The sequence below is a fragment of the Pantoea sp. Morm genome, assembly GCF_016643525.1.
GTDB classification, from domain to species: domain Bacteria; phylum Pseudomonadota; class Gammaproteobacteria; order Enterobacterales; family Enterobacteriaceae; genus Pantoea; species Pantoea dispersa.
Genome location: NZ_VOQX01000160.1, coordinates 1 through 5,416, shown reverse-complemented (window position 1 = coordinate 5,416; position 5,416 = coordinate 1). Strand labels below are relative to the sequence as shown.

The window sequence follows — 5,416 nt, the reverse complement described above, 5'->3', positions numbered from 1 at the left end:
CTGTTCAGGCAGCGGGAGTGACTGCCAGATGGCTTGTCCCTGCACACGCACCTCATCAAGCACACGCTGCCACGGCAGCTGCTGCGCGGCAGCGCGAGCGACTTCATCACGAATATGCCGCAGCCAGTGACGCGCGCTGGGCTGAGATTGCGCGGCCAGCGTCCACTCCGGCCATTCGCCGCTGAGATTGGCGCGTGACAGTTGTCCGCGCCGTGAGAACGCCAGCAGCGGCCCCTGATGCTGACGCGTCGCCAGCGAAGCCACCACATCAGCCATGCTCAGGCCGGTGCCGACAATCGCCACCGATGCGTCAGGCTCAACGTTATCCAGCACGCCTGGCTGCCACGGGTTGGCAATCAGCGCCGGATGGTCGGCAAACGGTTGTAGCATGCGTGGCAGCGACGGCGGTGGATGGCTGATCGCCAGCGCCAGGATGTCGCCAGTCAGGGTTTCACCGTTACTCAACAGCAGTTGTTGCCCTTCCCACGCCAGCGCACGCGCCTGGACGTGACGCAGAGTGACATGCGGATGCGCCTCAGCAGCGGCGGCAAACTGCTGCGCCAGGTAGCGGCCAAACAGCGCACGCTGCGGATACACCGCGCCACCGGCGCAGTGTGCTGCTGAATCCAGTGAGCATTCCGGTTGCTGACGATACCAGCGATCAAAGGCGCCCTGCTCTTCTCCGCTGAGCTGCATACGCGCAGCCGGCACGTTGATGCGGTGTGCCGGTTCCGGCGTGGAATAGGCAACACCGGCGCCGAGGCTGGCGCGCGGTTCGACCACTGTAATCAGTAGCGGCGCGAGCGACGTGCGGGCGAGGTGGATCGCCAGCGCTGTGCCGCTGAAGCCCCCGCCGACAATAATAATGTGCGCTGTTGCCATCGCCTTCTCCTGCATCAGCTGGCGCTCGTCTGTTTCGCCGATGGGCGCTTATCGCCGCCGATGGTTTCACCAAACGGACCAGTGTTAATGGTACGGGCGCGCTGCTGCTGACCGTGGGCCAGCGGTAACAGCGGCAGCAGTAATTCAGCCACGCGATGCGCCTCTTCCAGATGCGGATAGCCCGAAAGAATGAAGTTAGTCACGCCGAGTGCCTGGTATTCCCGAATGCGTTCAGCGACCTGCTGCGGGCTGCCCACCAGCGCGGTGCCGGCACCGCCGCGCACCAGTCCGACGCCTGCCCACAGATTCGGCGCAATGTAGAGGTTATCACGCGAACCGTTGTGCAGCGCACTCATGCGCGCCTGACCGGCGGAATCCATGCGGGCAAAAATCTTCTGCGCCTGAGCGATGGTGTCGTCATCCAGATGGGCAATCAGTTTATCCGCCGCCGCTCGGGCTTCTTCTTCGGTTTCACGCACAATCACATGCAGGCGGATACCGTATTCGAGCTTCCGGCCGCGTGACTCTGCGCGCTCACGCACGACCGCCAGTTTTTCTGCTACCTGCGCCGGTGGCTCTCCCCAGGTGAGATAGGTGTCAATCTGCTGCGCCGCCACGTCGATCGCCGCCTCCGATGAGCCACCAAAGTAGAGCGGTGGACCATTTTCCTGCACCGGTGGAAACAGCACCTCAGCGCCTTCAACCTGAATATGCTCGCCCTGATAATCCACTTTTTCGCCGCGCATCAGCTGGCTATACACATCCAGAAACTCGCGAGTTACTTCATAACGTTCACTGTGGTTGAGGAAGATGCCGTCGCCTTTGTTCTCTACCGGATCGCCGCCGGTGACCACATTAATCAGCAAACGCCCTTCCGACAGACGATCCAGTGTGGTAGCCATGCGCGCTGCCAGCGTGGGTGGCTGCAACCCTGGCCGTACGGCGACCAGATAGCGCAACCGGCGCGTCATGGGTGCCAGCGCGGAAGCCACCAGCCAGGAATCCTCACAGCTTTTGCCTGTCGGAATGAGGACGCCGTAAAAGCCCAGATTATCGGCGGCCAGCGCGACCTGCTGTAAATAGGCTAAATCAACCGGGCGTCCGCCTTCTGTGGTACCCAGGTAACGGCCATCGCCGTGCGTCGGCAGGAACCAGAAGACATTTATGCTCTCGTGCGCAGAATCGGCCATTATGCTTATCCTATATAACTTTATGAGAAAACGTTCATTCATTACTTTCTATTTGGTTATATAGGCGTAAGCGAAAAGCATGCCAGGTTTTAACGAAACAGAGATTGTGCATTTTCAGTCAGTTAGGCCATCAGAACGCGTAATGTCTGTTGCAATTGCAACGCAACGCCAACAGCATTTGCTGCATATGCAACTGCTTATGCTTTTTTCCTGCTGTTCATTGCCACTTACCGGGTTTAGCGTGATGGCAGACCTTTACAGGAGCCATCTCATGCTGACACCTTACAATCAACCGGATTCACCTCGCCTGGTCGACCCGGCATCGCTGGCTTTCCAGTCGCTGCTGGATAAATTCGCCCCCACCGACGCCACGGTGCTGATTGTGGGCGAAACCGGCACCGGCAAAGAAGTGGTCGCGCGGTATCTGCATCACCACAGTCCACGCCGGCATGCCCCGTTTCTGGCCGTCAACTGCGGTGCCCTGACGGAAAGCCTGGCAGAAGCTGAATTGTTTGGACATGAGAAAGGAGCCTTCACCGGCGCGACTCAGGCGCACCCTGGCTGGTTTGAAGCGGCGCAGGGCGGCACGCTGCTGCTGGATGAGATTGGTGAACTGAGCCTGCCGCTGCAGGTTAAACTGCTGCGCGTCCTTCAGGAGCGTGAGATCACACGCGTCGGTTCACGCAAGGCCATTAAAATAGACGTGCGCGTTATCGCCGCAACCCATGTCGATCTGGCCCAGGCGATTCGCGAACGGCGTTTTCGTGAAGATCTGTTTTATCGCCTGAATATCGCCGTTGTTCCCCTGCCACCGCTGCGCCAGCGTCGCGAGGACATCCCGCTGCTGGCACAGCATTTCCTCTCCCTGTACGCACGCCGCCTTGGCCGTCCGGCGCGTCGCCTGTCGCCTGACGCGCTGGAAGCACTGCGCGACTACAGCTGGCCCGGCAATATTCGTGAGCTGGAGAATACGCTGCACAATGCGGTGCTGCTCAGTCGCGATGAGACATTAACGCCGACGCAGCTGCGGCTGGCAGGTTACAGTGAACGTGGATACAGCGAAACGGACGATTCGACGCTGGATAGTTTTCTGCGCCAGCAGATTACACGCGAACCGCAACAGCTGTTTGATCGGGTGATTCAGAGTCTGATCAGTAACGCACTGGAAATAGCGGACAACAATCAGACGCAGGCCGCCACGCTGCTGGGCATTAGCCGGCACACGCTGCGCACGCATCTGGCACAGATGGGCGTCATAAAAGGGCGGCGCAAGTCCGCCGTCATGGCCTTCGCACACGCCAGCGGGGCCGCGCGCCCTGAACGCGAGTTGCGTATCGGCTATCAGAAATTTGGCAATCTTGGCGTATTGAAAGCGCGTCAGACGCTGGAACAGTGCTTTAACCAGCAGGGTATCAGCGTGGTGTGGAGTGAGTTTCCTGCCGGTCCGCAACTGTTATATGCGCTGCAAAATAATGAGATTGATTTCGGCACCACCGGTGAGGTGCCGCCCATCTTCGCGCAGGCCAGCGGTAACGCCGTGACTTATATCGCCTGGGAGCCACCCGCGCCGGGCAGCGTCGGGATTGTGGTGCCACGCGACAGTACTATCCACAGCCTGGCAGATTTGCGGGGTAAGCGTATCTCGGTCAATAAAGGATCGAATGTTCACTGGCTGCTGTTACAGCTGCTGGAGGAAGCCGGCATCGGTCTGGATGAAATTAAAGTGGTGTACACGCCGCCGAAATATCCGCTCACAGCCAGCGATTATCTGGCCGTCGATGCCTGGATGATGTGGGATCCGCTGCTAAGTGCCGCAGAAAGCAACGCCGATTTGCGCGTGCTGGAGAAGGGCGAAGGCCGGGTGCACAACCACCAGTTTTATCTGGCGCGCCATGATTATGTGCAGCAGCATGACGATATCGTGCAGCAGCTTGTGACGAGCCTGCAGCAAACCGGGACCTTTATTGATAATCATCGCCATGAAGCCGCCACTATGCTGGCGCAGGAACTGGGGCTGGAGTTCGCAGCCGTGGAACGTGCCTTATCCCGACGCAGCCACCAGACGCGGGCCATGGTTTTCCACGTCATCAAAGAACAGCAAACTATCGCTGACCGCTTTTATGCGCTCGGTTTGATTCATAAACCGGTGCGCGTGCGTGATGCAGTGTGGCAGTCGCCCAGCCAGACGGCGCTTATGGCATAGGGGCTACAGTAAAAGTTATCCACGTTTTCTGTGGATAACACATTGAATATCGTCTGGCTAAATCCCCGTTTTCTCACGGCAGCATGAGGATTTACTGTGAAATTCGGGCGATTTCAGCCTGAAATCCTGCAGATAAAAACTCTTTTTTCAAACAGTTAGAGGTGAAATCGCCATGGCGAACGTCGCCTGATTCTGGCAGATTCCGTTAAGGATTCTCCCTGCTGGTTTCACTGTTGCTTTCGCATCCAGCAAAACTGGCCATTACCAAAGTCACACACGGCGAGGGCGCGGTTTCACCGTATTATATTGAGGGATTGGCGATTTCAGCCTGAAATTCCGGCTAAGGTTGATTTGATTTCATGCACTTAGCTATGAAATCAGGCTGGCGAAGGATGAAATTACGGAGGGAGATATCAGGTGAGTGAGGTAACAATCTGTAGCGGCACGGTTCAGGATGTACGGGGTTGTGCTGCTACAGATTGCTGATCATCAGAGGTAAAGCGCTACTACTGATTGAGATACTTATTCAGCGTCTCGGTGATAACGCGATCCAGCTCTTCCTGTAATTCTCTGGACTGGCGGTTAAACTCATAGCTAAACATGCGTCCGCGCGTTTTCTTACGGGCGTAACGGTCTTTATCCGCGAAGGTCCACAGCGGTGTCGCCACCACTTTATCTTTAGCCGGCGCCTGCACCAGCGTCTGGCTGCCGTTACGAACCAGCCGCAGGATGCCATTCTTGACTTCGTCTTCCGCCAGGCCTTCACGCGCACAGACGCTGTCCACATCCATACCGATGGTTTCAATCAGAGCGTCTACCGTCTGACCGGTTTCCTGCAGTTTTTCGTAGGCCTGCAACAGCGTTTTGTAGTCAGGATAGGTCAATTCTGAATGGTTCGGGAACAGGGTGACCAGCTCCAGCGGCACACTGGCAGCCTGCAGCGCGCGGGTCACTTTTGCCTGAGACAGACCTTCACTCTGCGCAATCTCTTTTTGCGACAGTCCGCTGTCTTTCAGGGACATCAAACGCATGCCGACTTCACGCAGATTATGCTCACGCGCGGTCTGGATATCCTGCGCCAGACGACGGGCTTCTTCGGCAGAGATGGCAACGTCGGTAACCAGCACATCCAGCCCGGTTT

General features: G+C 57.7%; 4 protein-coding genes. 1 reads left to right on the top strand and 3 read right to left on the bottom strand.

Annotated features, from left to right (window positions below; all coding sequences use genetic code 11):
* Together FT726_RS25895 and ssuD are read right to left on the bottom strand one after the other, a co-directional pair.
* Nucleotides 1–882, bottom strand: an 882-nt coding sequence (locus FT726_RS25895; protein WP_346303700.1) for an FAD/NAD(P)-binding protein, incomplete at its 3' end; no start/stop codon positions are given.
* A 14-nt stretch (nucleotides 883–896) separates the two neighbouring features.
* The gene (ssuD, locus tag FT726_RS25890; protein WP_166710615.1) at nucleotides 897–2,072 is read right to left on the bottom strand and encodes an FMNH2-dependent alkanesulfonate monooxygenase; all 1,176 of its coding nucleotides are present in this window, start codon (nucleotides 2,070–2,072) and stop codon (nucleotides 897–899) included.
* Between the two features lie 271 nt (nucleotides 2,073–2,343).
* Between ssuD and FT726_RS25885 the strand changes: the two genes are divergently transcribed.
* On the top strand, nucleotides 2,344–4,275 hold the full coding sequence (locus tag FT726_RS25885) for a sigma-54-dependent Fis family transcriptional regulator (RefSeq protein WP_127835049.1): 1,932 nt from the start codon (nucleotides 2,344–2,346) through the stop codon (nucleotides 4,273–4,275).
* Nucleotides 4,276–4,781: 506 nt separating this feature from the next.
* Here FT726_RS25885 and FT726_RS25880 read toward each other — a convergent pair.
* On the bottom strand, nucleotides 4,782–5,416 hold a 635-nt coding region (locus tag FT726_RS25880), incomplete at its 5' end, for a ParB family protein (protein ID WP_346303699.1).

What these genes read in the sequence shown, in the direction of transcription:
- ssuD (WP_166710615.1), bottom strand. Translation starts at nt 2,072, where the DNA reads ATGGCCGATTCTGCGCACGAGAGCATAAATGTCTTCTGGTTCCTGCCG.
- FT726_RS25885 (WP_127835049.1), top strand. Translation starts at nt 2,344, where the DNA reads ATGCTGACACCTTACAATCAACCGGATTCACCTCGCCTGGTCGACCCG.